The organism is Kribbella sp. WER1, assembly GCF_054189145.1.
The window spans coordinates 5,273,251-5,298,162 of record NZ_CM135186.1 but is presented as its reverse complement, the minus strand read 5'-3'; the positions used below and the strand labels follow the sequence as shown (position 1 = coordinate 5,298,162).

Sequence of the window (24,912 nt, the reverse complement as noted above, 5' to 3'; positions counted from 1 at the left end):
CAGCGCTACCTCAGCACCCCGAGCAGTGCGGCGAGGTCTTCCCGGTCCACCTCGCGCGCGCCGATCAGCGCCTGCATCAGCAAGCCGTCCAGCGCCGCGACCAACAGGCGGGCCTTCTCCGGGTCGGCGGTGAACGTCCGCGCGATCTCGGTCAACGGTTCCAGCCACGCCCGCGCGGACTCCCGCAGCTCGGGCCGCCGCGCCGCATACAGATACAGCTCGTACAGCGCCAGCGTCCGGCCGCGCCGGCGGACGACGCTGTGCTCGATCAGGCGGGCCAGCTCGTCGGCCGGGCGGGCACCCAGCTCGCTCCCCCGCCCGTCGAGTTCGACAGCGAGGTCGTCCGCGGCCGACTGCAGCGCCGCGACCAGCAGCGCGTCCAGGGTCGGGAAGTGGTAGGTGATCGAGGCGAGCGACACATCCGCCTCGGCGGCCACCGCGCGATGGCTCACACCTGCGACTCCGTCGCGTTCTATCACGGCCAGCGTCGCGGCCAGCAGCTCGCTCCGGCGCTGCTCACCGCGCCTGCGGCGGCCGTCGACACCCTGCCTGACCTGCACGAACAGCAAACTATCAGGACGTTCGTACGGATTGATTTTGGTCTCCGGAATCGCGGGATCAACCGTTTTCCGCGACTTATTCTCGGATTCCGTGGCGACTGAACTGACGACTGCGATGCGGCGCGCCCTGAAGCGTGCGGATGACGGCAAGACCCTCGACCCGGCGGAGGTGGAGGTGCTGCTCGGCGCGAGCGGCGACGCGCTCACCGCGCTGATGGCTACCGCGGCCCGGGTCCGCGACCAGGGACTGGCCGATGCCGGCCGGCCGGGCGTGATCACGTACTCGAAGAAGGTCTTCGTCCCGCTGACGCGGCTGTGCCGGGACCGCTGCCACTACTGCACGTTCGCCACCACGCCGGGCCGGGTGCACGCGCCGTACCTGTCGCCGGACGAGGTGCTGGAGATCGCACGGCAGGGTGCGGCGATGGGCTGCAAGGAGGCCCTGTTCACACTCGGGGACGCGCCGGAGCAGCGCTGGGACGCCGCCCGGTCGTGGCTGGAGGAGGCCGGGTACGACAGCACGCTGGACTACGTCCGCGCGATGGCGATCCGGGTGCTCGAGGAGACCGGGCTGCTGCCGCACCTGAACCCGGGCGTGATGTCGTGGCAGGACCTGCAGCGGTTGAAACCGGTCGCGCCGAGCATGGGGATGATGCTCGAGACCACGTCGCGGCGGCTGTTCGAGGAGAAGGGCCAGCCGCACTTCGGGTCGCCGGACAAGGACCCGGCGGTACGGCTGCGGGTACTGGAGGACGCCGGGCGGTCGAACGTGCCGTTCACCAGCGGGCTGCTGATCGGGATCGGGGAAACGCTTTCGGAACGTTCCGAATCGATTTTCGCGCTCCGGAAGGTCGCCCGGCAGTACAACGGTCTGCAGGAGCTCATCATCCAGGGGTTCCGGGTGAAGCCGGACACCGCGATGCGCAACGACGCCGACGTACCGCTGGACGAGTGGCTGGCCGCGATCGCCGCGACGCGGATCGTGCTCGGGCCGCGGGTCCGGGTGCAGGCGCCGCCGAACCTGGTGGATCTGGCCGAGTGCCGGATGTTGCTGGACGCCGGGGTGGACGACTTCGGCGGGGTGTCGCCGCTGACGCCCGATCATGTGAACCCGGAGCGGCCGTGGCCGCAGATCGACGACCTGGCGAAGGTGACCGCCGAGGCCGGGTTCGTGTTGCGGGAGCGGCTGACGGCGCATCCGGAGTACCTGCGCGAGCCGTGGCTCGACCCGCGGCTGATCTCGCACGTCGAGGCGCTCGTGGACCCCGCGACCGGGTTGGCCAACGAGGCCGCGATGCCGAAGGGCCTGCCCTGGCAGGAGCCGGACGGCGGTTGGGACAGCGCCGGCCGCACCGACCTGCACACCGCCATCGACACCGAAGGCCGCCGTACCGAGACCCGCTCCGACTTCAACGCGGCGTACGGCGACTGGGACACGCTCCGCGAGGACGTCGCCGGCCGGGCGGCTCCGGAACGTCTCGAAGGTGACGTCAAGGAGGCACTGGCCGCGGCCGAACGCGACCCCGCCGGACTGTCCGACGAGCAGGCGCTGACATTGATGACGGCGACCGGTCCCGCGCTCGACGAACTGGCCCGGATCGCCGATGAGTTGCGTAAGGCAACGGTCGGCGACGACGTGACCTACGTGGTGAACCGGAACATCAACTTCACCAACGTCTGCTACACCGGCTGCCGGTTCTGCGCGTTCGCGCAGCGGCGGACCGACGCCGACGCGTACTCGCTCTCGATGGACGAGGTCGGGCAGCGGGCCGAGGAAGCCTGGGTGATCGGCGCCACCGAGGTCTGCATGCAGGGCGGCATCCACCCGGACCTCCCGGGCACGGCGTACGCCGACCTGGTCCGCGCGGTGAAGGACCGGGTCCCGGACATGCACGTGCACGCGTACTCGCCGATGGAGATCATCAACGGCTCGGTGCGGACCGGGCTGTCGATCGAGGAGTTCCTGATCTCGGTGAAGGAAGCCGGGCTGGACAGCGTCCCGGGCACCGCGGCCGAGATCCTCGACGACGACGTCCGCTGGATCCTGACCAAGGGAAAGTTGCCGACGGCAAGCTGGATCGAGGTGATCAGCACCGCGCACAAGGTCGGCCTGCCGTCCAGTTCGACGATGATGTACGGCCACGTGGACGCGCCGCACCACTGGGTCCAGCACCTGCGCACGATCGCCGCGGTGCAGGACGAGACCGGCGGCTTCACCGAGTTCGTGCTGCTGCCGTTCATCCACCAGAACTCGCCGATCTACCTGGCCGGCATCGCCCGCCCGGGCCCGACGTACGACGAGAACCGGGCGGTGCACGCGATGGCGCGGATCATGCTGCACGGCCGGATCGACAACATCCAGTGCTCCTGGGTGAAGCTCGGCGTCGACGGCTGCGTCGCGGTGCTGAACGGCGGCGTGAACGACATCGGCGGCACGCTGATGGAGGAGACCATCAGCCGGATGGCCGGCTCCAAGCACGGCAGCCGCAAGTCGATCGCCGAGCTGACCGCGATGGCGGACGCCGCCGGCCGCCCGGCGCGGCAGCGCACCACGACGTACGGCCAGCTCCCGGCCCGCCCGGCGACCGCGCTCGAGCTCGCCTGATCCCCGAAAATCTGACCAGTTGTCCAGAGCATTGTTGTTGCAGCAGGCAACATCTCTACGGAAAGTGAAGGAACTTTTACTGAGCGTTGCCTACTTCAAAGGCAATGCAAATGTTTGAACCGGATGATTCCCGGTAGCCGGGGCCGCATGACAGGTTTTGTCTTGTCGGCGACGGACGGGTCGCCGGCACTGGGTCCAGGTGGTTCCCGATGCACTCCCGTCCGCGACCGGACTGTACCTCCCCTGCCGGCCGCGGAATGGGTCTCGGGCCCGCCCTCCTTCGGGCCACTGCCCTCTCGGGGCAACAGCAGGACGCCGGCCGTGTCGGTGGGGTGTTGGTCGCCAGTGAGGTGGCGACCAACACCCGGCACGGCCGGCGTTTCTTTCTGGAGACCGTCCGCGGTACTGGTGCTGCTGGGGACCAGTACGGCGGGCGGTCTCTTGCTTGTACGGGTGCTAGTACGGGTAGGTGTCGTCGCGCCGGGTCGGGTCCAGGTCCCAGAGCGAGAACCGGACGATCTTGTGGGACTCCTCGCCGCCGCCCGGGACCAGGCCGAACGACTCGTACGCCTTCGAGCCCATGCCGTCCAGGTAGCAGAGCAGCTCGAACGCCGTCTGGGCGTCCTCGATGTCCTCGATCGCGTCGTCGGTGAGCGCGTCGTCCGGGGCCTCCTCGGCGCGGTCGCGCACATACCGCACGAAGGCGTCCGGGTCCGTGACGACGTAGTCGTAGCGCGCCTGGTAGCTGAGCCGGAGCCCGTTCTCCGGGAGCACCGGCTCCTCGAGCTCGTCCAGGTCGTCGAGCGCGCTGCCCCCGACGATCTCCCGGTAGTCGGCAGGGTCGTCGAAGTCGTCCGGGCCGAGCGGGAGGTCGTCCAGCTCGTCGGGGTCGTACGAGTCGATCCCGAGGAAGATGTCGCCCCAGCCGCGCTCGTGCACGGCGTCGGCCAGGGCCCGGGCCTGGACCCGGACGTTCTCGATCGCGGCAGTCGCCCGGAGGTCGTGGAGGTCCAGAGCATCGGCCTGCTCCAGCAGCACCCGGGCGAGTTCTCGGGCGGCCTCGGCGGCCGACGCGGGTTCGATCGACTCACTCATGCTGTGACGGTACAACGATGGGCACGTCGACCGCCGCGCCCGGTACGCCGAACGCGTCGACGAGGTCCACCGCCGCCGGGCGGACGACCGCGCAGAGCTCGTTGACCAGCGCCGTGATCGCCTTCGAACGCCCCGGGGACAGCCGGCCGTGTTCGAGGTACCAGGCACGCTCCGCCTCGATCGTGACCAGCGCGTGCAGGTCGTACAGATCCTGCAGCACCGGCCGGATCTCCTCCGGCGCATTCCGTACGGCGGTCTCGAACGCCTCCAGCACCACCCGGTCGACGTGCGCCCGCCCGGCCGCGATCACGTGGTCCTGGCACCGGTTGAACACGTCGAACGGGTCGTCCCCGGCGTCGATCCCGCCCTTCAGCCGCCGCGCCACCCCGGACAGCATGTGCTCCTCGCGGTACCGCAGCAGCCCGGAGTGGTATGCGTCGTCCCGCAGCCCGGCATCCGGGTCGCCGGCCTCGCTGCGGTTCGGTACGGCGTCGCGCAGCCGCTCGATCAACGGGCGCAGCGCCGCCTTCTCGACCGCGATCTCCACCGCCTGCGCCGCGACGAACCGCGCCGTACCCAACGGGTCCAGCTCGCCGAACGACCGCCGGTAGTCGGTGAGCAGGCCCTTCGCGACCAGTTGCAGGAGGACCGTGTTGTCGCCCTCGAAGGTGGTGAACACGTCCGTGTCGGCCTTCAACGTGGCCAGCCGGTTCTCCGCGAGGTAGCCCGCACCACCGCAGGCCTCGCGGCACATCTGGATCGTCTCGGTCGCGTGCCAGGTGCCGAGCGCCTTCGTCCCGGCAGCCTGCGCCTCCAGCGCCCGCCGATCGTGCTCGCCCCGGTCGTCGTCTCGCTCGGCAGCGAAGACCCGGGCGAACTCCTCGACCAGCTCGGCCTGGGCGAAGTGCAGCGCATACGTCCGGGCGAGCAGCGGCAGCAGCCGGCGCTGGTGCATCCGGTAGTCGAGCAGCACGGTCTCCTCGCTGCTCCCCGGCGCACCGAACTGCCGGCGCTGATCGCCGTACCGGATCGCGATCGTCAAGGCGACCTTGCTCGCGTTGATCGCCGCGCCGCCGACCGACACCCGGCCCTGCACGAGCGTCCCGAGCATCGTGAAGAACCGGCGGTCCGGGTTCTCGATCGGGCTGGTGTAGTTGCCGTCGGCATCGACCTGGGCATACCGGTCCAGCAGCGCCTCCCGCGGCACCCGGACCTGGTCGAAGACGATCCGCCCGTTGTCCACGCCGTTCAGCCCGAGCTTCGGGCCGCAGTCCGACAGCGTCACGCCCGGCAGCGCCGCGCCGTCGGCGTCCCGGATCGGCACCAGCAGGCAATGCACCCCATGACTCTCACCACCCACCATGAGCTGCGCGAACACGGCCGCCATCCGCCCGTGCCGGGCCGCGTTCCCGATGTAGTCCTTGCGCGCCGCCGCGGTCGGCGTGTGCACGACGAACTCTCCCGTCGCCTCGTCGTACGTCGCTGTCGTGCCCAGGGCCTGCACGTTGGACCCGTGGCCGGTCTCGGTCATCGCGAAGCAGCCGAGCAGCTGCCCGCTGATCGCGTCCGCCAGATACCGCTCGTGGTGCCGCTCGGTGCCCAGGTGCAGGATCGCGCCGGCGAACAGCCCGAACTGCACCCCGGCCTTGACCATCAGCGACAGGTCGCCGAAGGCCAGCGTCTCGAAGCCCGCGATGAAGCCACCGAGGTCCGCGGCCCCGCCATACTCCTTCGGGTACCCGCGCGCCGGGAGCCCGGCCGCCGCCGACTCCAGCAGCAGGTCGAGCACCGCGTCCCGGTACTCGTCGCGGGGCAGGTGCACTGCCAGGTCCTTCAGGTCGGCGTGCGCGGCCAGGGCAGCCCGCACGACGTCCCGCGCCGCCTTGTGCGGCCCGTCCAGATAGTCCCGCATCGCCGTTGTGCTCATGCCCATTAACTTACGAGGATTCGCCCGTACTTTCCGTCACCGATCCGTGACTGTGGAAAAGCTGGCATCAATCCGTAGGTGCGGAAGTATGCTGTCTACCGTGCCGAGTTTGCGGGTAAGTGAGGCGGCCGCGCTCCTGGGCGTCAGTGACGACACGGTGCGCCGCTGGATCGATCAGGGCCGGCTGCCGTCGCAGCAGGAGAACGGCCGGATGGCGATCGCCGGGCAAGCGCTCGCCACGTTCGCCCAGCAGCTGGCGGACTCGCCGGAGCCCGGGAACACCACCGCCGCCTCGGCGCGGAACCGGATGCGCGGCATCGTCACCCGGGTCCTCAAGGACGGCGTGATGGCGCAGGTCGAGATGCAGGCCGGGCCGTTCCGGGTGGTGTCGCTGATGAGCCGCGAGGCCGCCGACGAGCTCGGACTGGAGCCCGGCGTGGTCGCGGTCGCCTCGATCAAGTCCACCCATGTCGTCGTCGAGATCCCGGAGGCCTGATGTTCCGCCGTACCGCGTTCGCCGCCCTGGCAGCTGTCGCCGCCGTCGCCCTCGCCGCCTGCGGGAGCAACACCCCGGCGTCCTCCAGCTCGCCCTCGGCCTCCGGTACGCCGTCGCTGTCCGGCGAGATCAACGTGTTCGCGGCCGCCTCGCTGACCGGGACGTTCACCCAGCTCGGCAAGGACTTCGAGGCCGCGCATCCCGGCGTGAAGGTGAACTTCAACTTCGACGCCAGCTCCGCGCTCGCGCAGCAGATCGACAAGGGCGCGCCGGCCGACGTGTTCGCCTCCGCGGCGCCGAAGAACATGGACCAGGTCACGGACAAGAACACGCCGACCAACTTCGTGAAGAACACCCTCGAGATCGCCGTCCCGAAGGGCAACCCGGGCCACATCACCGGCCTCAAGGACTTCACCGACAAGAGCAAGAAGATCGCGCTGTGCGCCCCTGAGGTGCCGTGCGGCGCGGCCGCGCAGAAGGTGTTCAAGGCCGCCGGGCTGACCGCCCAGCCGGACACCCTGGAGAAGGACGTGAAGGCGGCGCTCACCAAGGTCAGCCTCGACGAGGTCGACGCGGCGCTGGTCTACAAGACCGACGTGCTGTCGGCGAAGGACAAGGTCGAGGGCATCGAGTTCCCGGAGGCGAGCAAGGCGGTCAACGAGTACCCGATCGCCACGCTGACCAAGGCGCCGAACCCCAACGGCGCCAAGGCGTTCGTCGACTACGTGCTGTCGGACAAGGGCAAGGCGGTCCTGACCGCCGCGGGCTTCGACGCACCGTGAGCCGCCGTGGCAGGAGCACGACCGGGCGGTTGCCCTTAGCGCTCCTGCTGCCTGCACTGCTCGGGTTGGCGTTCCTGCTCGTCCCGCTGATCGGCCTGCTCGCCCAGGCCCCATGGTCGACGCTCCCGGCACGCCTGTTCAGTGCTGACGTCTGGCAGGCGCTGAAGCTGTCGTTGATCTGCGCCACCTCTGCTACGGCGGTGTGCGTCGTGTTGGGCGTTCCACTGGCCTGGCTGCTCGCCAGGGGTGGGCTGCCGGGGCGCAGTGTCATCAGAGCCTTCGTCACAGTCCCCCTGGTCCTGCCACCGGTTGTGGGCGGCGTAGCTCTGCTGCTGGTGCTGGGGCGAAGCGGGCTGGTCGGCAAGTACCTCGACTCGTGGTTCGGCATCTCGTTGCCGTTCACCACAGCCGGTGTGGTCGTGGCAGAGGCGTTCGTGGCCATGCCGTTCCTGGTCATCTCTGTCGAAGGCGCCCTGCGCGCGGCGGATCCGCGGTACGAGGAAGCAGCCGCGACGCTCGGGGCCGGGCGCTGGACGACGTTCCGGCGCGTGACGTTGCCGTCGATCGCGCCGGGCGTGGTGGCGGGCATGGTGTTGTGCTGGGCGCGGGCGCTGGGCGAGTTCGGCGCCACCATCACGTTCGCGGGCAACTTCCCGGGGCGTACGACGACCATGCCGTTGGCCGTCTACCTGGCATTGGAGACCGACCCGGACATCGCCGTCGTACTCAGTCTGGTGCTCCTGCTCGTCTCTGTCGTCGTCCTGGCCTCGCTGCGCGAGCGCTGGATCAGTGGGCTGCGATGACTCTTCACGCCGACCTGCAGGTACGCCGTGGCGCCTTCAGCCTCGACCTGGACCTGGCTGTCGAACCAGGCGAGGTTGTCGCGCTACTCGGACCCAACGGCGCCGGAAAGACCACTGCGCTCCGTACCATCTCCGGCCTGATCGCCCTGGACGGCGGACGCATCACCCTGGACTCGGCGGTCTGGGACGAGCCGCCACGCACCTTCCGTACGCCGGACCGCCGGCCGATCGGCGTGGTGTTCCAGGACTACCTGCTCTTCAACCACCTGAGCAGCCTGGAGAACGTGGCGTTCGGGCTCCGTGCCCGCGGTATGGAGAAGCAGACTGCCCGTACCGAGGCCGCCCGCTGGCTGAACATCGTCGGCCTGTCGGAGTACGCACGCACCAAACCCCGGGCGCTGTCCGGCGGCCAGGCACAACGCGTCGCCCTGGCCCGGGCGTTGGCGACCGACCCGGAGCTACTGCTGCTGGACGAGCCCCTGGCCGCGCTGGACGCCAGTACGACGCTGCATGTCCGTGCTGAGCTCGGGCAGCACCTGTCACGGTTCGAAGGACACACACTGCTGGTCACGCACGACCCGTTGGACGCCATGGTCCTCGCAGACCGCCTGGTCATCATCGAGAACGGGCAGGTGGTCCAGGAAGGCAAGCCCACCGAGGTAGCCCACCGCCCGCGCACCGACTACGTAGCCCAATTGGTCGGCCTGAACCTCTACCAGGGCACGGCCTCAGGCACGACCGTCAAGCTGACAGACGGCGGCTCCATCACGCTCGCGGAGCCGACAACCGGCAAGGTCCACGTCGCCTTCCCGCCGACCGCGGTGAGCCTCTACCCGACCGCACCCGCCGGCAGCCCCCGCAACACCTGGCCGGCCGTTGTCACCGGCATCGAACAGCACGCCTACACGGTCCGGGTGCGGCTGAACGCCTCCCCCGCAGGTCCAGCAGACCTCCTCGCGGACATCACGCCGGCCGCGGTGGCCGACCTCCAACTGCAGCCAGGCCACGCCTTGCACGCGACTCTCAAGGCCACCGAGGTCCGCACTTACCCGGCTACGACACACGTCTGACGACGTTACGGGTTGTGATGGGTTCGGGACGGATTGACATGTTATTACGACCGGTTTCACGCTCAGTCGAGTCGCTGCCGTAACGAAGAGTGTTTACTTACTCACTCGTAGTATGTGCGTTCTTCACATCAGAGTGATGACATCGTGCACTACGCCGAGCGCTGAAAGACCTTCAGGATTTCTGGAGCACCAGAAAGGGGGGTCGGACAGTCATGCACGAGAGTTACGAGTTCTACTGCCTTGCGGATCGGCACTTCTACGAGACGCCGGCCAACCGGGGTGCCTCGCATCCGGACTTCGCGATCACGCAGCGGCCGGTCCCCGAGGGCTGGCAGCACGTGCCGGGCGAGCAGTGGATGCACTACGCACCCGACGGCCTGAAGCTGCCGGCGCAGGGCTGGAAGATCCACGTCTCCGCGCGTCTGCAGGACGTCGAGCGCACCCTGGCCGCGGTCTGGGAGTACTGCGTCCCGCGCGGCATCGCATTCAAGTTCCTGCGCAACGAGGCCGTCCTGGTGATGACGAACTCGAAGGCCGCTCCCCGCGGGTCGAGCGGCAAGCTGGTGACGATCTACCCGACCGACGACGCGCAGCTCGAGCTGATCCTCAAGGAGCTCGACGACGTACTGCGAGGCGTCGAAGGCCCTTACATCCTGAGCGATCTGCGCTACGCCGAAGGTCCGCTCTTCGTCCGGTACGGCGCCTTCGTCAGCCGCTACTGCCTCTCCGCGACCGGCGAGCGCGTGCTCGCGATCGAGGACGTGCACGGCAACCTCGTCCCGGACCACCGCGGCCCGACCTTCGTCACGCCGCCTTGGGTGCAGCTCCCGGACTTCCTGCAGCCGCACCTCGACGCCCGCAACGCGGTCACCACCAACGACCTCGCGTACACGATCGACGGCGTCATCCAGTTCTCGAACGGCGGCGGCGTGTACCTCGGCCACCACAACGAGACCGGCGCCCGCGTCGTCCTCAAGGAGGGCCGTCCGTACGCCGGGCTCGACCTGGCCGGCCGGGACGCCGTCGCGCGGATCGCCCACGAGCGCGACATCCTCGCGCAGCTCGACGGGCTCGGCGCGGTGCCGAAGACCCACGACTACCTGCAGCTCGGCGAGCACCACTTCCTCGTCCAGGAGCACATCGACTCGGTGTCGCTCCAGCGCGAGCTGGTCCGCCGGTATCCGCTGACCCACCCGGACGCGACCGCCACCCAGAAGGCCGAGTACGCCGACTGGGCAACCGCGATGGTCGCCAAGGTCGGCGAGGCCGTCGGGCAGCTGCACGAGCGCGGCGTGGTGTTCTGCGACCTGCACCCGGACAACCTGCTGCTCGACGTGAACGGCAAGCTCACGCTGATCGACTTCGAGGTCGCGACCCGGGCCGAGGACCAGGCCCGGTCGACACTCGCACATCCCGGGTACGCCGCGCCGCAGGACCGCCACGGCGTCGACGTGGACCGGTACGCACTGGCCTGTATCGCGCTCGGCGTTTATGCGCCGCAGGCAACCATTCTGCTGAATCTCCATCCCGGCAAGGCGTTCCAGCTCGCGGACATGATCGCGGAGACCTTCCCGGTGCCGCGCGCGACGCTCGACGAAGCGGTCCGGACGATCGTCGGCGCGAACACCGCCAACAACCTCGCGGACCTCGCGCTGCCCGGCAAGGCCGAGTGGACCGACGTCCGTACGGCTCTCACCACGGCGATCGCGGCGAGCGCGACACCCGAACGCACCGACCGGTTGTTCCCCGGCGACATCGCGCAGTTCCGCGACGCGGGCGGCATCGACCTGGCGACCGGTGCGGCCGGTGTGCTGTACGCGCTCGCGAAGACCGGCGCCGGCCGTTTCCCGGAGTACGACGGCTGGCTCCGGAAGCGGGCGTTCGAGACCGCGGCCGGGCCGGGGCTGTACGACGGGCTGCACGGCGTCGCGCACGTCCTCGACGAGCTCGGGCACCGGCAGGACGCGCTGGACCTGGTCGAGCGCACCCTCGCCGACGACTGGAGCACCCGCGAGCTCGGGCTGCACTCCGGCCTCGCCGGGATCGGGCTGAACCTGCTGCACTTCGACACCGAGCCGGCGCTCCGCGCGCAGGCGGTCCGGGTCCTCGACCTGGTGGCGGATCGGCTGGAGGCCGACGTACCGGAGATCAGCGGCGGGCAGTACGCGCGGGCCGGGCTGATGTACGGGTCGTCCGGGCCGGCGCTGCTGTTCCTCGACGCGTTCGAACGGCTCGGCGACACCGGGCTGCTCGACCTCGCGGAGATCGCGCTCCGGCACGACCTGAAGCGGACCGTTCTCACCGAGGACGGGATGCGCCAGGTCAACCAGGGCTGGCGGACGCTGCCGTACCTCGAAGAGGGCTCGGCCGGGATCGCGCTCGTCCTCGAGCGGTACCTGCGCCACCGCCCGTCCGACGAGCTCAGCGCGGTCCTCGCCGAGCTCAAGCGGGTCACCCACTGTTCGTACTACGTCCAGCCCGGCCTGTTCATGGGTCGTGCGGGCGTGCTCCTCACCGCCGCCGCGCTCGGTGATCAGGTCGACGACCTCGTACACGGGCTCGGCTGGCACGCGATGCCGTTCGCGGGCGGTCTCGCGTACCCGGGCAACCAGTTGCTCCGTCTCTCGATGGACCTGGCGACCGGATCGGCCGGCGTCCTGCTGGCCCTGGGCACGGCGTTCCATGACGCGCCGGTGTCCCTCCCGTTCCTCGGACCTCCCCAGTGGTCCGAGTCCACATCCCGACGAACTGCACCGAAGGAGGTGTAAACACATGGCACTTCTCGACCTTCAGGGCCTCGAGACCCCGGGTTACGGCCACCACGGCCACCACCACGGCGGCTCCACGCTGACCGTGCTGGGCTGCGCTTCGCAGACCCCGAGCAACCTGAGCCTGCTGCTCTGCCACTGATCCACGGCACCTGTTATGCCAGGTAGTAGAGGTCGCGCGGACAGGTGGTGCCGTCGCGAGCGTCGTCCCGCGGAGTGCTGGGCAAGGCGGAGGAGGGAGGCAGGACGGAGTCCTGTCGACCGACGACAACGCCGCCCAGTGCCCGCGGGGCGGCGCGTAGCAGGCGCCACCTGTTCGCGGGACCTCTGAGGCCCTGGGTGGGATTCCGCCCAGGGCCGACCTGTCGTGGGGTAGCTCCGGGGCGGTGCGCTCGTTGTGTTGGTGGGAGAGGGGTGAGTGAGGTGATCGATTCCGTGCAGTCCTATCCATGCGCCGAGCGTCTGACGCTCGTGGAGCAGGTGCACGGCACTACCGTCGCGGATCCGTACCGCTGGCTCGAGGACCCGTCCGCCGCCGAGGGGTGGCTGCGGGATCAGGACGAGCTGTGGCTGACGTACGCCGCGTCGCTGAGCACCAGGTTCGGCTGGAGGAACCGAGTCCGGGCGTTGTCCGCCGTCGGCAGCATGTCCACGCCGGTCCGGCGCGGCGGCCGCTGCTTCACGCTGCGCCGCGAGCCCGGGCGGCACGCCGTACTATTCGCGGACGAGTCGCCGCTGATCGACGTACGGCAGCTGGATCCGAGCGGTCTGACCACGCTCGACGGGTGGCAGCCGTCGCCGGACGGCAGCAAGGTCGCGTTCCAGTTGTCCCGCGGGGGCTCCGAGGAGTCGACGCTGTCCGTCCTGGACGTCGGCAGCGGTCAGCTGGTCGACGGCCCACTCGACGGCTGCCGGTACTCCCCCGTGGCCTGGCTGCCGGACAACCGCACCTTCTACTACGTCCGCTTCCGCCAGGTCCGGCGGCACACGCTGGGCGACCCCGACGACACCACGGTCCTCGCGGACGAGGCGACGTACGGGCTCGAGCTGAGCGCGGACGGCCGCTGGCTGACGATCTGTACGACGACCGACCTGTGGTTCCAGGATCTGACGGCCGACCCGGCGCCGCGGCACCTCCCGACCACGGAGACCACGATCATGTCCGTGGGTCCGGACGGCCGGTTGTACGTCGTGATGCCCGGCCGCGTCTGCGTCGGCGATCCGGCCGAACCGACGGTCTGGCACGACTACCTGCGGACCGACCGCCCGCTGACCGGGCTGGCGATCCTCGACGACGTCGTACTCGTCGCCACGGCCACCGAGCTCACCGTGTACGACCGGACGACGGGCGACCACCAGGGCATCGTCGACCTCCCCGGCAACGGGTCGGTCGGATCGCTCAGCGCCGACGGCAACCGAGCCTGGTACACGTACACCGACAGCGTCACGCCGCCGACGGTCCGCTGCTACGACCCGAGCACCGACCGCCCGACCGCAGCAAGCGCCCGTCAGACCGACCTGCACGTGATCGGCGGACCGGGCCCGACCATCCTCTACGGGTACGGCGGTTTCGGGCAGGAGCTGACGCCGACGTACTCCGCGTTCGCGCTGGCCTGGGTGCAGGCGGGCGGATCCTTGGTGACCGTGAACCTCCCGCCGGGCACGCCGCACGACAAGCAGCACGTGGTCGACGCGTTCGTCGCCGCGGCCGAGCGGCTGATCGCGGACGGCTGGACCATCGCGGACCAGCTCGCGATCTGCGGCGAGTCGAACGGCGGACTGCTGACCGCCGCCGCGCTCACGCAGCGCCCGGAGCTGTTCGCCGCCGTGGTCTGCTCGGCGCCGTTGACCGACATGGTCCGGTACGAGCTGTCCGGGCTCGGCGAGCGCTGGACCTCGGAGTACGGCTCGGTGCGGGACGCCGACGACTTCCGGAACCTGCTCGCGTACTCGCCGTACCACCGGGTCGTCGACGGGGTGAAGTACCCGGCCGTGCTGCTGACCGCGTTCGGCAACGACACGCGTGTCGACCCCTTGCACGCAAGGAAGTTGACCGCGGCGCTGCAGCACGCGACCGCCGGGCCCCGCCCGGTCCTGCTGCGCTTCGAACCCGACGCCGGCCACACCACCGGCGGCATCGGCCTGGCCGCCGACATCCTCGCGTTCCTCGCCGACCAGACAGGACTCGGCGCATGATCACTTTCAACGAGGTGGCCAAGCACGGGCGTGGCTGGCTCCCGCTGATCGGTCTGAACGCTTTGATCGGCAGTGGTGTGACCTTGGCGTTGCCGACGATTCTCGGGCGGTCGGTGGACTCGATCGTGGCCGGTGACGGGTACACCCGCTGGCTGATCGTCGCGGCCTCGGCGATCGGGCTCGGGATCGCGGCCAGCATCGTCGACGCGTTCGCGGGCGCCGCCTGCGTCGCGGAAACGACCGCCTGGCTGCGGAACCGGCTGGTCCGGCACGTCGTCCGCGGCGGTCCCGACGGGTCCCGCGACTTCGAGACCGGCGACCTGGTCACCCGGGTCTCGGCGAACGCGACCGACGCCGCCCAGGCCGGGCCGGCCGCGGTGACGGCGATCGCCGCGATCGCTCCCCCGCTCGGCAGCCTGGTCCTGCTCGCGGTCATCGACCCGTGGCTCGCGGCCGCGTTCTTCGGCGGCGTCCTGCTGGTGGTCCTGGTGCTCTGGACCTTCGCGAAACGCACCGCCGACGTCAGCCTGGCCTACCAGGAGACCCAGGGCCGGATCGCCGCCCTGCTGTCCGAATCGCTGACCGGCATCCGCACCATCCAGTCCGCCGGTACGACCGACCGCGAGGAGCGCCGCATCCTCGGTCTGCTCCCCGAACTGCACCGGCACGGCGTCGTCACCTGGCGGATCCTGGCCCGCTCCGGCGCCCAGGCTGCGGTCGTCGGCCCGCTCGTCCTGGTCGCCGTACTGGCCGTCGGTGGCCTGCAGCTGGTGGCCGGCAACGTCACGGCGGGCGAGCTGTTCGCGGCCTCGCAGTACGCCGTGCTCGGCGCCGGGCTGGGCAACCTGACCGGTGTCCTCGGCGAGCTGGCCCGCGCGAAGGCCGGCGTCCGGCGGTCCGCCGAGGTGATCGCGATCGCGCCGGTCGCGCACGGCACGCTGTCGTTGCCGCGCGGTTCCGGGCAGCTCACGTTCGACGGCGTCAGCGTGGTCGCGAACGGGAATGTCCTGCTGGACAACGTGAATCTCGACCTGCCGGGGGGCGTCACGGTAGCGGTCGTCGGCCCGAGCGGCGCCGGCAAGTCCGTCCTCGCGGCGGTCGCGGCGCGGCTGCGGGATCCGTCGACGGGGCAGGTGTCGCTGGACGGCGTACCACTGCAGGCCGTCAGTCGGCGAGTACTGCGGCACGCGGTCGGCTGCGCCTTCGAGCGTCCGCAGCTGGTCGGCCGGACCGTCGGCGAGGCGATCGACCCGCACGCGGTCAGCCCGATCCGGACCCTGGCCGCAGCCCGTGCGACGCACGCGCACGACTTCGTCAGCCGGCTGCCCGACGGGTACTTCACGTCGTTGCGCAAGGCCCCGATGTCCGGCGGCGAACGGCAACGCCTCGGCCTCGCCCGGGCCTGGCCGGCCCGCCGGCTGCTGGTCCTCGACGACGCGACGTCCAGCCTGGACACCGCGACCGAACGCCAGATCACCCGGACGCTCACCGACGACCGCCGGCACCGCACCCGCCTGATCGTCACCCACCGGCCGGCGACCGCGGCCCGTGCGGATCTGGTCCTCTGGCTCGACCACGGCCGCGTCCGCGCACTCGCCCCGCACGCCGACCTCTGGCAGAACACGTCGTACCGAGCCGTCTTCGCATGAAACGAGAGCTGTCGTACGGCGCTGCCGCGCTCCGGAAGAAGGCCACGCTCGGGTTGATCGGGTGGTCGATCCCGGAGATCCTGCCGACGGCGGTTTACGGGATCGCGGTGGCCCGAGCGACGGACAGCTTCCTCGGCGGGCACGCCTGGCAGGGGATCGCCTGGCTGGCCGGGCTGGTCGCGACCGCCGGGCTCGGCGCGGCCGGGGCGCGGCAGGTGTACGGGCGGCTCGGGGATCTGGTCGAACCGTTGCGGGACGACCTGGTACGCCGGGTTGTCGGTGGCGCGCTGCGGACCGGCGACGACGGTGCGGTGGCGCGGCTCAATCGGCAGGTCGAGATCGTCCGCGACACCTTCGCCGGGCTGGTCCTCGTACTGCGGAGCTTCGCGGTGACGTTGTTCGGCGTACTCACCGGGTTGCTGTCGCTCGCCCCGCTCGTCGCGGCGTTCGTCGTACCGCCGTTCCTGGTGGGGTTCGCGTTGTCGTTGGCCGTGCTCGGGATGGCCGCGGACCGGGTGCGGGCGTCGCTGGCCGCGGACGAGCAGCTCGCGTCAGCAGCCGGCATGGTCTTCGGCGGGGTGCGCGACATCACCGCGACGGGTGCCGAGGAGTACGCCGAATGGCTTGCAGAGCAGCCGATCCAGGCACACGCGACGGCCGAGCGGGCGTTGGCGAAGGTGTCGGCGTTGCGGACGTTGTGCTTCGCGGTGGGCGGCTGGCTGCCGTTGCTGATCCTGCTCGCGACCGGGCCGTGGCTGGTCGGGCGTGGCGTCAGTACGGGCACCTTGCTCGGCGGGCTCACCTACGTACTGATCGGATTGCAGCCGGCGTTGAACACGGTGATGAACGCCCTGGGCGACAGCGGCCTGCGGTACGTCATCACGCTCGGCCGGATCCTCGACACGTCGACGCCGACGGAACGCGCGCGGCCGGTCGACGAGGTCAGCGGGTACCAGGTCCGGCTGCGCGGGCTGACGTTCGCGTACGGGCCGAAGGCGGAGCCGGTGCTCGAGAAGCTCGAGCTGACGATCGCCGAGGGCGAGCACCTGGCCGTCGTCGGGCCGAGCGGAATCGGCAAGTCGACACTGGCCGCGCTGGTCTGCGGGATGCTCGCCCCGACGAGCGGCCGGCTGCTGCTCGGCGGTGCACCGCCGACCGAGATCAGTACCGGACAACTCGCGCGGACCCGGGTGCTGATCCCGCAGGAGGCGTACGTCTTCACCGGGACGGTCCGCGACAACCTGACGTACTTGTTGCCCGATGCAACAGATAGGCAGCTCGGGTACGCCGTCCAGGCGATCGGCGCCGGCCGGTTGGTCGAGCGGATCGGCGGGCTGGACGCCGAGGTGAAGCCGGGCGAGCTGTCCGCGGGCGAGAAGCAGTTGCTCGCACTGGTCCGTGCGTACCTGTCACCGGCGCCGCTGGTCGTCCTCGACGAGGCGACCTGCTTCCTGGACCCGGAAGCGGAACGGCAGGCCGAGGAGGCGTTCGCGAAACGTCCCGGCACGTTGATCGTGATCGCGCACCGGATCAGCTCCGCGCTGCGCGCCCGGCGCATCCTCGTCCTCGACGGCAACCAGGCCGCGCTCGGTACCCACGCCGCGTTGATGCGCACGTCCCGGATGTACCGCGACCTGCACGGCAGCTGGACTCCGGGGACTCAGATCCAGCCGGCCTCGTAAGCCTTCCGGATCGCCTCGATGCGGCTCCGAGACCCTGTTTTCGTGAGGATCCGGGACAAGTAGTTGCGGACCGTGCCGGTGCTCAGGCTGAGCGTCCGCGCCACTTCCTGCGCTGTCGCGCCTGTGGTGACCTGTCGCAGCACCTCGCACTCACGATCGGTCAACGGGTTGTCCCCAGCCTTCAAAGCCGCCACAGCCAGCCGTACGTCGACCACGGGCAGCCCCTTCGCCACATCGCGGACCGCCTGCACCAGCTGGTCTGTGGTGGCGTCCGTCGCGATCAGCCCGATCCGCGGGGCCTGCTTGACCAACGCGAGACTGGTCGCCGGGATTGCCTCGTGATCGATCAGCACCAGCACGCCGCGGCCGGCGAGTTTGCGGCAGAGCTCCTCGAACCGGATCCGCCCGGGCAGTTGTGGATCGAGCAGGAACACGTCCGGACGCCGGCCGGCGACCTGGAGCACGTCCTCGGAGCGGTCCACGTCCGCCACCACGTCCAGGTCGTTCTCCCTTGCCAGCACCGCGGCCAGTGCACCACGCACCAACGTGCCACGATGGCCGAGAGCCACTCGGATCACCGCTGCTTGCCCCCATCACATCCGTCGCCTCGGCCGCCACCGGTGCCGAAAACCGGATACCGGGCGGCGGTGCCCGTGCTTCGATCAACGAGTGAACGCCCCGGATGACACGCACCGGGCCGGATGCTGAGCGTGAAACCGTCCGGAATCTGACCCTGAAACCGGTCTCTGAACGGCATTCCGAACGCTGAAAACCGATCGGTTCCAGTCGTTGCCGCATCGGCGTGTCGGGACCGGAAACCGTTCAGTTGTTGGGGTTTCGGATCATCAGCAGAAGGAAAAAATTCGGGGCAGATTCGGATCTGGACTTGCGTTTCCGCCAGACCTCACCGAGGATGGCTCAGGTCGCGCCGTTACCGGGGCGTGACCATTCGGACGCTGTCCTGTTACCTGCAGTGAAACGGGTCCGATTGCCCCCACCCCTGCACGGGGGGCCTGGTGTGCTCCACCATGCCCAAGCTCACAAGGAGCAATTTCAGATGTCCAAGGCTCGACATGCGCGCGCCCGGCGAAGCTCTCGCCGGGTGGCCCGAACCATCTCCATCGCCGGTCTGGGAGCCGGCATCACCGCCGCGGGAGCGGCCTCGGCCTTCGCGGCCGACAACTACACGGTGAAGTCCGGCGACACGCTCTCGCAGATCGCCCAGGCCAACGGTGTCGACTGGCACCAGCTGGCTCGGATCAACCGCCTGCAGGACCCGAACCTGATCCTGATCGGCCAGACGCTGACCCTCGACGGCGTCAAGAGCTCGGCCAGCCAGGACCAGGCTCCGCGTCTCAGCCCGAAGGCTGAGACCCGCAAGTCGGACAGCAACGACGGTCAGCAGTCCCGGACCAAGCAGTCCGACAGCAACCGGACGAGCCGCTCCGCGGACCGTCCGCAGGCAAGCAACAGCGGCAGCAAGGCGAACCTCAGCGGCGCCTGGGCCAAGGTCGCGAACTGTGAGTCCAGCGGCAACCCGCGCGCTGTGAACTCCGGCGGCTACTACGGTCTGTTCCAGTTCGACCTGCAGACCTGGCGCAGCGTCGGCGGCTCCGGCAACCCGACGAACGCGTCGGCCGGCGAGCAGCTGATGCGGGCGAAGAAGCTCTACTCGCAGCGCGGCGCCTCCCCGTGGCCGGTCTGCGGCCGGTTCCTTCGCTGATCACCGCTGACCTGGTGATGCCGGGCGAGTGGTAGGTCGACCGTCCTCCCACCACTCCGCCCGGCACCCCGGGTGTCAGTCGCGAGCGACGACGAGCATCTCGTTCGCACCGGCCTGGAATTCGTAGGGGACCTTGCGAAGCTCGCAGGTCACACCCTCCAGGGAGGCCAGCAGCTCCGGCAGCCAGTCGATCGGTTCGCCGGCGCCTTGCATCACCAGCGGGAAGATCCGCACCTCGGCGTTGCTGACCCGGATCAGCTCCCGCAACGCAGCCGCATGCCAGTCCCGGTCGTACTTGTCGGCCCAGGTGAACAGCAGGTGCGAGCACAGCACGAGCTCGAACCGGCGGTCACCGAACGGCAGCTCGGGCAGCCCCGCGGCGACGTACCGCTCCGGCGCCGCCTCGACATCCTGCAGGAACCGGTCGGCGGCCTCGATCCGGTACTGGTCCTTTCGCTCCGGTGATCCGTACCAGTGCCAGACGAAACTGCCGTGGTGCTCGTCCACGATCCCCGAGGTGGCCGGCAGGCTCTTGCGGACGCTGTCGACGAGCTCGGCGTGATCCAGCTCGTACGCCGGATCGACGGCGATCGCGTCCACGCCACGGGCCGCGGCCTCGGCGGTGAAGCCGGCCCCGCCCGCGCAGCAGTCGAGCACGGACTCGGGGAGTTCCTTCAGGTCGAACATCGCTTCGTACTCCTCGTACGAGCGCGAGGTCACCAGCACGGGTCTACCTTTCGACGATTCTGTTCCGGTGCAAGCGGCCGTCGAGGGCGTTCGCCCCGGCGGCCAGAGCCAGGAACAGTACCGCCACCAGCAGACAGTTCAGGAGCACCCGTCCGTACCCGTACTGGTCGACGTCGACGAACGGGTACGGGTAGAAGTGCACGAACGCGCCGCGGACCAGGGTGAACACCAGCCAGAGCAGCGGGTACACGATCGACCACCCGACGATCCGCCAGTCGACCGTGCCGCGCGGACCGAACAGCAGCCACCCGAGGACGCCGGCCACCGGCGCCGCGGTGTGCAGCAGGAAGTTCGCGACCTCCGCCCACCCGTGCAGATCGCCCAGACCGGCGAGTACGGCGTGGTACACGATGCCGGTCACCGCGATGCACAGCACGCCGTTCAGCCGGAGCGTCCTGAAGAGCGTGGTCTCCGGGCGGTCCGGCTGCGCCGCCAGCGCCAGCGCCGTACCGCCGAGCAACAGGTTCGACTGGATCGTGAAGTACGCGAACACGTTGAAGACCCGCTCCGGGTTGTCCGGGAAGAACCCTTCGTGCCCGTTCGCGGTCACCAGGAGCTGGATGACGATCCCCAGCACGACGATCAGCCCGGTAAGCCCAGCCCAGATCCGCCCAACCGTTGTCATGCCGGAAATGTACGACGAGTGACCGCGTGGACCGGGGAGGTTACACCGGCTGCTTCTCTTCGGTTCTGTTGAAGGAGTAGCTGAACGACACGATCGCGTCGATCACCAGCACCAGGGTCCACGGCCCGGCGGGTCCGAGCAGCGCGTCGTACCCGCGTCCGGAGAGCAGGCCGAGGACGAGCATGATGCCGACGCCGACGACGTACGAGATCAGGTGCCGGAACCAGCCGGCGCGTTCGTGCCGGGCGCGCTCGGGTCCCTTCTTGGGCAGCTTCGCCGGGCGCGGCGCACCGGCCAGGAAGTGCGCGGCCCACTTGTCCGCCCACTTCAGCGTCTGGTGCCCGAAGCCGACGCTGACGCCGACGAAGATCGCGGCCAACGAGTGTTTGAACGACGGCGCCGCACCGCGGTGGATGTCGACGACACTCGCCACCAGCAGCACCACGTCGACCAGCGGCACGGCTGCGAGCAGCACCATCCCGGTGCGGCGCAGCCGGAGCAGGTACCGCGTCACCAGGCCGGCGGCCAGCAACACCCAGAAGCCGATCTCACACGCGGCGATCACAGCGAGCAGCACGGTGTTCCCCTCCCGAGATTGTTTCAATACGACTGTGTTGTAAAACGAGACTAACACAGCTGTGCTAAAAAGGACCTCATGCCGAAGATCGTCGACCACGCCGCCCGCCGCGAGGAGATCGCCGAGGCGCTCTGGCGGGTGGTCCGCCGGGACGGGATCCGGGCCGCGTCGGTGCGCACCATCGCCGCCGAGGCCGGCTGGTCCGCGGGCGCGGTGCGCTACTACTTCCCGGACCAGGACGGGCTGCTCAGCTTCGCGATGGACCTGGTGTCGCGCAGGGTCACCGAACGGATCGGCGCGATCGCCCCGAAGGGCGCCGTACCGGCGATCGTGCTGCGCTACCTCGACGAGGTGCTGCCGCTCGACGAGGAGCGCCGGGCGGAGTTCGACATCTGGCTCGCGTTCATGGCGCAGGCCCAGGCCGAGACCGGCGTCGGCACCCTGCACGCGCACACCGACAGCGTGCACAACGAACTCCGCGAGCTGTGCGCGAAACTGATCCGCGCGCTCGCCGACGAGGGGCTGTTGAGAGAGGGTCTCGACGTACGGCGCGAGACCGAGAGGTTGCACGCGCTGCTCGACGGACTCGCGTTGCACGCGGCCATCCAGCCCGAACGCACCACACCAACCCGTGTCCGTCAGTTGATGAGGCACCACGTCGAGTCACTACTCGCCTGATCCCCCTTTGTTTTCGACAAGAATCGCCGAGCATCGGGGTTGCGCCTCGGCCGCACGTGACACGATCGCCGCATGGAGTCCGAGGGGGTGATCGTCGTCAGCGGAATCATGGCGGCGGGGAAGTCGTCGGTGTCCCAGATGCTCGCCGAGAGGTTCCAGTACGGCGTGCATCTACGGGGGGACGTTTTCCGGCGGATGATCGTGAGTGGGCAGGCCTCGATGGCCGACGACGTGATCGCGGCGCAGCGCCAGTTGCAGCTGCGCTACCGGCTCGCCTGCCTGACCGCCGACGAGTACGCGCGCGCCGGATTCACCGTGGTCCTGCAGGACGTGGTGATCGGCGAGTTGCTGCGCGAGTTCCTGGACGGGATCCGGACCAGGCCGCGCTATCTCGTCGTACTGACACCGCGGCCGGAGGTGATCTCCAGCCGGCTCGGCGGTTCGCACCATCTGGTCGACGAGCTCGACTACGAACTGCATGCGTTCAGTCCGCGGCGCGGGCTGTGGCTGGACAACTCCGACCTGTCGGTCGGCGAGACCGTGGACGCGATCCTCGGCCGCCTCGACGAGGCCCGCTTCGACTCGTAGCGGCGACGGCTACCCGAGGGTAGTTTGAAGGGATGACCGTACGGCGGACGTCCTGCAACCTGTGCGAAGCGATCTGCGGTGTGCTGGTGACGGTCGAGGACGGCCGGGTGACCGACATCCGCGGCGACGCGTCGGACCCGCTGTCCCGCGGTCACATCTGCCCGAAGGCGGTCGCGCTCCGCGATCTCCAGGACGACCCTGACCGGTTGACCACGCCGGTACGCCGGACCGCCGACGGGTGGCAGCCGATCGGGTGGGACGCGGCGTACGAGCTGATCGCCGACCGGCTGACCGGGATCCAGCGGGAGCACGGCCGGAACGCGGTCGGCGTCTACCTTGGCAACCCGAACGTGCACAGCCTCGGCGCGCTCACCCACATGCCGACGATGGTCCGGCAACTGCGGACCCGGAACCGGTTCAGCGCAACGTCGATCGACCAGCTGCCGCAGATGCTGTCGTCGTACCTGCTGTACGGGCACCAGCTGATGGTCCCGGTGCCGGACATCGACCGGACGTCGTACCTGCTGGTCCTCGGCGCGAACCCGCTCGCGTCGAACGGCAGCATGATGACCGCGCCGGGTTTCGGAAAACGCCTGAAGGAACTGCGGAAACGCGGCGGAAAGGTGATCGTCGTCGACCCGCGCCGGACCGAGACGGCAGCGGTTTCCGACGAGCATCATTTCGTCCGTCCGGGAACGGACGCGGCTTTCCTGCTGGCCTTGATCCACGAGGTGATCTCGCAGGGTTTCGCACATCCTGCCGAGTACGTCGACGGGCTGGCGGACGTCGAGGCAGCCGTCGAGAAATGGACCGCGGATCGGGCGGCCGCGATCACGGGGATTCCGGCCGCGGTGATCCGGCGGGTGGCGACCGAGTTCGCGGCGGCGGAACGGGCCGCCTGTTACGGGCGGGTCGGGGTGTCGACGCAGCAGTTCGGGGCGATCTGCCAGTGGGCGATCCAGGTGCTCAACATCATCACCGGCAACCTCGACCGGCCCGGCGGCACGATGTTCCCGCGGCCGGCGGTGAACACGCTGCTCGGCATGGGCCGCGGGCATGTCGGGGTGTGGAAGAGCCGGGTCCGCGGGCTGCCCGAGTTCGGCGGTGAGCTGCCGGTGTCGACGATGGCGGAGGAGATCCTGACGCCCGGCGACGGGCAGATCCGGGCGCTGCTGACGGTGGCCGGCAACCCGGTGCTGTCGACGCCGGACGGGCGCCGGCTGGACGAGGCGCTGGAGTCGCTGGACTTCATGGTCGCGGTCGATCCGTACATCAACGAGACGACCCGGCACGCGGACGTGATCCTGCCGCCGGCGCCGCCGCTCGAGCGGGACCACTACGACATCGTGTTCCACCAGCTCGCGGTCCGGAACACGGCCCGCTGGAACGACGCCGTCCTCCCGAAACCCGCGACGTCCCGGCACGACTGGGAGATCTTCCGCGACCTCGGCCTGGCCCTGGTACGACGGACTCCGTGGAGCCGGCGGCGCGCCGAGGCGACGGCCCGACTCCGGGTCCCGCCACGCTGGATCGTCGATGCCGGACTGCGGATCGGCCCGTACCGGCTGTCGGTCGGGAAGCTCCGCCGATCGCCGGGCGGCATCGACCTCGGACCGTTGCAGCCGGCCTTGCCGCAGGCGCTGCACCGGTCGTCGAAGCGGATCGACCTCGCCCAGCGGATGATCCTCGACGACCTCCCGCGACTGGAGGCACTGCAGCCGCTGTCCGTCGGCGAGCTGCTACTGATCGGGCGCCGGCACCTGCGCACCAACAACTCGTGGATGCACAACTCCGCCCGGCTGGTGAAGGGCCGGCCGCGGCACCACCTACTGATGCACCCGCACGACCTGGCCGACCGCGACCTCGCCGACGGCCAGCTCGTCACGGTCACCTCGGCGGCCGGCGCGATCTCCGTGGAAGTTGCCGCCAGCAACGACATCATGCGCGGCGTGGTCAGCCTGCCGCACGGCTTCGGCCACAACCGCGACGGGTCCCGGCTGACGGTCGCGCGTCAGGTGGCCGGCGCGAGCATCAACGACATCACCGACACCGCGCTCACCGATCCGACGTCCGGCACGTCCGCGGTCAACGGCGTACCAGTCACCGTCACCCCCGCCGCCCCCTCCACCCCAGCACCGTTTGAGAGGTGAACCCCGCAAACGGACCCTTCACCAACCGCAGGCAGGCGGTGAACGGGCAACGCACGAGGTTCACCCCCAAACAGGCAACGGCGCACCGATCACCAGCACCCCCACCGCCCCCACCGCCCCCGCCGCAACACCCACCGCGCCAATCGCCTCCACCCCAGCGCCATTTGAGAGGTGAACCCCGCAAACGGACC

The 24,912-nt window shown here is 69.8% G+C and carries 21 protein-coding genes; 14 read left to right on the top strand and 7 right to left on the bottom strand.

Annotation, left to right across the window (positions count from 1 at the left end):
• Positions 1–5: 5 nt before the first annotated feature.
• The gene (locus tag ACXJJ3_RS25725; RefSeq protein WP_458164407.1) at positions 6–560 is read right to left on the bottom strand and encodes a TetR/AcrR family transcriptional regulator; all 555 of its coding nucleotides are present in this window, start codon (positions 558–560) and stop codon (positions 6–8) included.
• 91 nt (positions 561–651) lie between these two features.
• On the opposite strand from ACXJJ3_RS25725, the gene ACXJJ3_RS25720 reads away from it, so the two are divergent.
• A complete protein-coding gene (locus ACXJJ3_RS25720; protein WP_458164406.1) occupies positions 652–3,165 on the top strand; it encodes a bifunctional FO biosynthesis protein CofGH in 2,514 nt (837 codons plus the stop codon).
• Between the two features lie 456 nt (positions 3,166–3,621).
• On the opposite strand, the gene ACXJJ3_RS25715 is transcribed toward ACXJJ3_RS25720, so the two are convergent.
• Complete coding sequence (locus ACXJJ3_RS25715; protein ID WP_458164405.1) at positions 3,622–4,260, bottom strand: hypothetical protein; 639 nt, start codon at positions 4,258–4,260, stop codon at positions 3,622–3,624.
• Positions 4,253–6,187, bottom strand: a complete 1,935-nt coding sequence (locus ACXJJ3_RS25710; RefSeq protein WP_458164404.1) for an acyl-CoA dehydrogenase family protein — start codon at positions 6,185–6,187, stop codon at positions 4,253–4,255. The genes ACXJJ3_RS25715 and ACXJJ3_RS25710 overlap by 8 nt, the downstream gene beginning before the upstream one ends.
• 109 nt (positions 6,188–6,296) lie before the next feature.
• On the opposite strand from ACXJJ3_RS25710, the gene ACXJJ3_RS25705 reads away from it, so the two are divergent.
• The 9 genes from ACXJJ3_RS25705 (at position 6,297) to ACXJJ3_RS25665 (ending at position 17,633) form a co-directional block, all read left to right on the top strand.
• Entirely contained in the window at positions 6,297–6,683 is a 387-nt protein-coding gene (locus ACXJJ3_RS25705; RefSeq protein WP_458164403.1) for a TOBE domain-containing protein, read from the top strand.
• The gene (gene modA / locus ACXJJ3_RS25700; protein ID WP_458164402.1) at positions 6,683–7,465 is read left to right on the top strand and encodes a molybdate ABC transporter substrate-binding protein; all 783 of its coding nucleotides are present in this window, start codon (positions 6,683–6,685) and stop codon (positions 7,463–7,465) included. Before ACXJJ3_RS25705 ends, modA begins: the two co-directional genes overlap by 1 nt.
• A 29-nt stretch (positions 7,466–7,494) precedes the next feature.
• Positions 7,495–8,268, top strand: coding sequence for a molybdate ABC transporter permease subunit (gene modB / locus ACXJJ3_RS25695; protein ID WP_458164401.1), 774 nt, complete (start codon positions 7,495–7,497; stop codon positions 8,266–8,268).
• Entirely contained in the window at positions 8,265–9,338 is a 1,074-nt protein-coding gene (locus ACXJJ3_RS25690; RefSeq protein ID WP_458164400.1) for an ABC transporter ATP-binding protein, read from the top strand. The genes modB and ACXJJ3_RS25690 overlap by 4 nt, the downstream gene beginning before the upstream one ends.
• Before the next feature lie 212 nt (positions 9,339–9,550).
• Positions 9,551–12,106: a class III lanthionine synthetase LanKC gene (gene lanKC, locus ACXJJ3_RS25685; RefSeq protein ID WP_458164399.1), complete on the top strand. Its 2,556-nt coding sequence runs from the start codon at positions 9,551–9,553 to the stop codon at positions 12,104–12,106.
• 4 nt (positions 12,107–12,110) lie between these two features.
• Entirely contained in the window at positions 12,111–12,248 is a 138-nt protein-coding gene (locus ACXJJ3_RS25680) for a SapB/AmfS family lanthipeptide (protein WP_184839847.1), read from the top strand.
• Between the two features lie 293 nt (positions 12,249–12,541).
• Positions 12,542–14,302, top strand: a complete 1,761-nt coding sequence (locus tag ACXJJ3_RS25675; RefSeq protein ID WP_458164398.1) for a prolyl oligopeptidase family serine peptidase — start codon at positions 12,542–12,544, stop codon at positions 14,300–14,302.
• A complete protein-coding gene (locus tag ACXJJ3_RS25670; protein WP_458164397.1) occupies positions 14,299–15,951 on the top strand; it encodes an ABC transporter ATP-binding protein in 1,653 nt (550 codons plus the stop codon). Before ACXJJ3_RS25675 ends, ACXJJ3_RS25670 begins: the two co-directional genes overlap by 4 nt.
• Positions 15,948–17,633 carry an ABC transporter ATP-binding protein gene (locus tag ACXJJ3_RS25665; RefSeq protein ID WP_458164396.1) on the top strand — a complete coding sequence of 562 codons (1,686 nt, stop codon included), beginning with the start codon at positions 15,948–15,950 and terminating at the stop codon, positions 17,631–17,633. The genes ACXJJ3_RS25670 and ACXJJ3_RS25665 overlap by 4 nt, the downstream gene beginning before the upstream one ends.
• Here the strand turns inward: ACXJJ3_RS25665 and ACXJJ3_RS25660 are convergent.
• Positions 17,612–18,175 carry a response regulator transcription factor gene (locus ACXJJ3_RS25660; RefSeq protein ID WP_458171945.1) on the bottom strand — a complete coding sequence of 188 codons (564 nt, stop codon included), beginning with the start codon at positions 18,173–18,175 and terminating at the stop codon, positions 17,612–17,614. The genes ACXJJ3_RS25665 and ACXJJ3_RS25660 overlap by 22 nt on opposite strands.
• Positions 18,176–18,735: 560 nt before the next feature.
• Here ACXJJ3_RS25660 and ACXJJ3_RS25655 point away from each other — a divergent pair.
• Positions 18,736–19,356 (top strand): transglycosylase family protein, encoded by a 621-nt coding sequence (locus ACXJJ3_RS25655; protein WP_458164395.1) that lies wholly within the window; start codon positions 18,736–18,738, stop codon positions 19,354–19,356.
• A 75-nt stretch (positions 19,357–19,431) separates the two neighbouring features.
• Here the strand turns inward: ACXJJ3_RS25655 and ACXJJ3_RS25650 are convergent, their stop codons facing one another.
• Genes ACXJJ3_RS25650 through ACXJJ3_RS25640 form a run of 3 tightly spaced genes read right to left on the bottom strand, consistent with a single transcriptional unit; the run spans position 19,432 to position 21,305 of the window.
• A complete protein-coding gene (locus ACXJJ3_RS25650; protein WP_458164394.1) occupies positions 19,432–20,082 on the bottom strand; it encodes a class I SAM-dependent methyltransferase in 651 nt (216 codons plus the stop codon).
• Positions 20,083–20,086: 4 nt separating this feature from the next.
• Positions 20,087–20,728: a Pr6Pr family membrane protein gene (locus ACXJJ3_RS25645; protein WP_458164393.1), complete on the bottom strand. Its 642-nt coding sequence runs from the start codon at positions 20,726–20,728 to the stop codon at positions 20,087–20,089.
• Between the two features lie 40 nt (positions 20,729–20,768).
• Positions 20,769–21,305 (bottom strand): 2TM domain-containing protein, encoded by a 537-nt coding sequence (locus ACXJJ3_RS25640; protein WP_458164392.1) that lies wholly within the window; start codon positions 21,303–21,305, stop codon positions 20,769–20,771.
• 78 nt (positions 21,306–21,383) lie between these two features.
• On the opposite strand from ACXJJ3_RS25640, the gene ACXJJ3_RS25635 reads away from it, so the two are divergent.
• From ACXJJ3_RS25635 to ACXJJ3_RS25625, 3 genes are all read left to right on the top strand, one after another.
• Positions 21,384–21,983 carry a TetR/AcrR family transcriptional regulator gene (locus tag ACXJJ3_RS25635; protein ID WP_458164391.1) on the top strand — a complete coding sequence of 200 codons (600 nt, stop codon included), beginning with the start codon at positions 21,384–21,386 and terminating at the stop codon, positions 21,981–21,983.
• 72 nt (positions 21,984–22,055) lie between these two features.
• Positions 22,056–22,571 carry an AAA family ATPase gene (locus ACXJJ3_RS25630; RefSeq protein WP_458164390.1) on the top strand — a complete coding sequence of 172 codons (516 nt, stop codon included), beginning with the start codon at positions 22,056–22,058 and terminating at the stop codon, positions 22,569–22,571.
• Between the two features lie 32 nt (positions 22,572–22,603).
• A complete protein-coding gene (locus tag ACXJJ3_RS25625; RefSeq protein WP_458164389.1) occupies positions 22,604–24,721 on the top strand; it encodes a molybdopterin-dependent oxidoreductase in 2,118 nt (705 codons plus the stop codon).
• Positions 24,722–24,912: the final 191 nt, after the last annotated feature.